Source organism: Citrobacter sp. S46_ASV_140 (assembly GCF_018919545.1).
Lineage (GTDB): Bacteria > Pseudomonadota > Gammaproteobacteria > Enterobacterales > Enterobacteriaceae > Citrobacter > Citrobacter braakii.
The window spans coordinates 1-3,336 of the sequence record NZ_JAHLRC010000219.1 but is presented as its reverse complement, the minus strand read 5'-3'; the positions used below and the strand labels follow the sequence as shown (position 1 = coordinate 3,336).

At 55.8% G+C, this 3,336-nt stretch carries 2 protein-coding genes; both read right to left on the bottom strand.

Features of this window, described 5'->3' with window-relative positions; translation table 11 throughout:
- A partial coding sequence (gene mdtD, locus KQJ19_RS23025) for a multidrug transporter subunit MdtD (RefSeq protein WP_216404229.1) occupies window positions 1–1,216 on the bottom strand: 1,216 nt, incomplete at its 3' end.
- The coding region (locus KQJ19_RS23020) for an efflux RND transporter permease subunit (protein ID WP_216404228.1) at window positions 1,213–3,336 on the bottom strand (2,124 nt) is incomplete at its 5' end. The genes mdtD and KQJ19_RS23020, both read right to left, overlap by 4 nt.

Here is a 3,336-nt window from a genome sequence, read left to right as displayed (position 1 = left end):
CCCCGATACTCATCGACAGCTGCATGATCATTGACAGCAGGCTGTTACCACTGCTGGCGAGATCGTCAGGCAGGTCTTTTAACGTCAGGGTGTTCATGGATGAAAAGCGCGTTGAGTTGACCATTCCCTGTAAGAACAGTACGAAGGGCAGGGCGTAATACCAGCCGAGCAGCGCGGTGGTCATCAGCAGCAGACTGACCAGCGACAGGCCAAGCGTTGTAACGACCAGTACGCGACGGTAGCCAAAGCGGTTAACGACCTGCACCACGATGCGCTTCATGCCCATACTGCCGAGCACCATCGGGATCATCATCAGCCCGGCATGAAAGGGGGAAAAACCGAGGCCTATTTGTAAAAACACCGGCGTCATAAACGGCAGCATACCGCTACCGATGCGTCCGGCAAAACTGCCGAAAAGACCCAGCGAGAAGGTCGGTGTGCGAAACAGATTCAGGCTGAACAGCGCGCGTGGATTACGATGGGCGTGTTTCAGATACAGCGCAATAGCCAGCACTCCGCAGATAACCAACGCTGCCAGCGAGAGACTGGAGATGCCGGTTCCTTTACTGCCATCAAGCGCCAGCGTCAGTACCGCCATGCCGACTGCCAGCATCGCAAATCCGGAGAGATCGAAGCGTCGGATTTGCATGGTGTAGTTGGGCATCAGCATTAACGTCGCTATCGCGCCGACAATACCAACCGGAATGTTAATCAAAAATATCCAGTGCCAGGAGGCGTACTCAACCAGAATACCGCCTAATGCCGGTCCCAGTAGCGGGCCAATCTGACCGGGCAATGTGACAAACGTCATCGCCGCCATATATTGCTCACGCGGGACGATTTTCATCACCGTTAGCCTGCCGACCGGCACCATCATCGCACCGCCAATGCCTTGTAAGACGCGCGCTATCACCAGCTCGTTGAGTGTGCTGGACCCGGCGCAAAACAGCGAGCCAAGCGTAAACAGGATGATGGCGGTGAAGAAGATATTACGCACGCCAACTTTGTCCGCCAGCCATCCGCTGGCGGGCAGCATCACGGCAACGGTTAAAACATATGACACAATGACCATATGCATGTGTAACGGGCTTTCCCCGAGGCTTGCCGCCATCGAGGGAAGCGCAGTATTCACGATGGTGGTATCCAGCGACTGCATAAAAAAGCCGAATGCCACAATCCAAAGTTGCCAGCGGGTGCTGTCGGGAAGTTCTGTCATAACTCTGCTACCGGTTTGCTGTTTTTACGCGAAAAACGCAGACGCAGACGGTCGAAAAAGAGATAGACCACGGGCGTGGTGTACAGCGTCAGGAGTTGACTCACGACCAGCCCGCCGACAATGGTTATCCCCAAAGGTTGACGTAGTTCGGAGCCATCCCCGGCGGATAACACCAGCGGCAGCGCGCCAAACAACGCCGCCAGCGTGGTCATCATGATTGGGCGAAAGCGCAGCAGGCAGGCCTGGAAAATGGCTTCTTCTGGCTGCAGCTTGCCATTTCTCTGCGCTTCCAGCGCAAAATCGACCATCATGATGGCATTTTTCTTCACAATGCCAATTAATAGCATTATCCCTATCAGGGCGATTAGGCTGAACGGGGCATTGAACAGCTCCAGCGCCAGCAAAGCCCCGACGCCAGCTGAAGGTAGCGTGGAGAGAATGGTCAGGGGATGAACATAGCTTTCATACAGCATACCCAGAACGATGTAGACCGTGGCGATGGCGGCGATAATCAGGATCACCTGTGAGTTCATGGTGTCCTGAAATACCTGTGCCGTGCCGGCAAAGCTACCGCGAACCGTGGAGGGGACGCCGAGCTGGGTCATGGTTCTGTTGATAGCCTCTGTCGCCTCAGACAGTGAAGAACCTGTTGGCAGGTTAAACGACACGGTTGAGGCAGCGGACAAGCCCTGATGGTTTACCGACAGCGGGGCATTCGCCGGTTGCCATTTGGCAAAGTACGATAGCGGGATTGCCTTACCGTCATTGTTGATGACGAACATTTTATCCAGCGCGCTGATGTCCTGGGTGTAACGTCGATCGACCTCCATCACCACTTTGTACTGGTTCATCGGTTGATAAATAGTTGAAATTTGCCGTTGTCCAAACGCGTTGTTCAACAGGCTGTTAGCGGCTGCAACGTCGATCCCCAGACGAGACATGGTGTCGCGATCGTAGACCAGGTTCATTTCCGCGCCATTGTCCTGCTGATCTGAGTTGACATCCGCCAGTTGGGGCAGGGCGGCAAGCGCCTTACGGATCTTCGGTTCCCACTCGCGCAGTGCCGCCAGATCGTCGGAAAGCAATGTGTATTGATAGCTGGCATTGGCCTGGCGGCCGCCGACGCGAATATCCTGCACCGCCATCAGAAACAGATTCGCGCCAGGCTCTTTTGCAAGCGCGACGCGCAGGCGGTCGATCACCTGCTGAGCGGTTTCACCGCGCTCATCGCGTGGCTTGAGGGTGATAAACATCATCCCGCTGTTAACCCGGGAACCGCCGGTAAAACCGGTGACGTTATTCACCGCCGGGTCGTCGCGGATGATCTTCATAAAGTCCTGCAGTTTGCCGCGCATCGCCTGGAAAGAGATGCTTTGGTCGGCCTGAATCCCCCCCATCAACACACCCGTATCTTGCTCCGGGAAGAAAGTTTTGGGGATGGAAATATAAAGCCAGATATTCAGCGCAATGGTGCCAAGTAACACCACGCCCACCAGTCGCGTATGGCGCAGCACCCATTTAAGCGAAGTGCCGTAACTCTGTTGCAGTGCCACCAGCACACGACCAAAACCTCGTTTACGAGACTGTTCACGCGGGGCGCTGGATTTGAGCATCCAGCCACACATCATTGGCGTCAATGTCAGCGACACCAGCAGCGAGATACCGATAGCAACTGACAGCGTGACGGCAAATTCGCGCAGCAAGCGCCCAGGCAATCCGCCCATTAACAGCAGCGGGAGGAACACCGCTACCAGCGACAGGCTCATTGAGAGCACCGTGAATCCCACTTCGCGCGTACCTTGTAGCGCCGCCTGCAGTGGCTTCATTCCCGCTTCCAGGTGGCGGGCAATATTTTCCAGCACCACGATCGCGTCATCAACGACAAATCCCGTGGCAATGGTCAACGCCATTAATGACAGGTTGTTCAGGCTGAACCCGCACAGATACATGGCGGCAAAGGTACCGATCAGCGAGACCGGAACCGCTACCGCAGGGATCAGGGTCGCGCGCCCGGAGCGCAGGAAAACAAAGACCACCAGAATAACCAGCGCAACGGAGATAATCAGCGTCTGTTCGACTTCCTCCAGCGAGGCGCGAATGGTCGGTGAACGGTCCTGGGC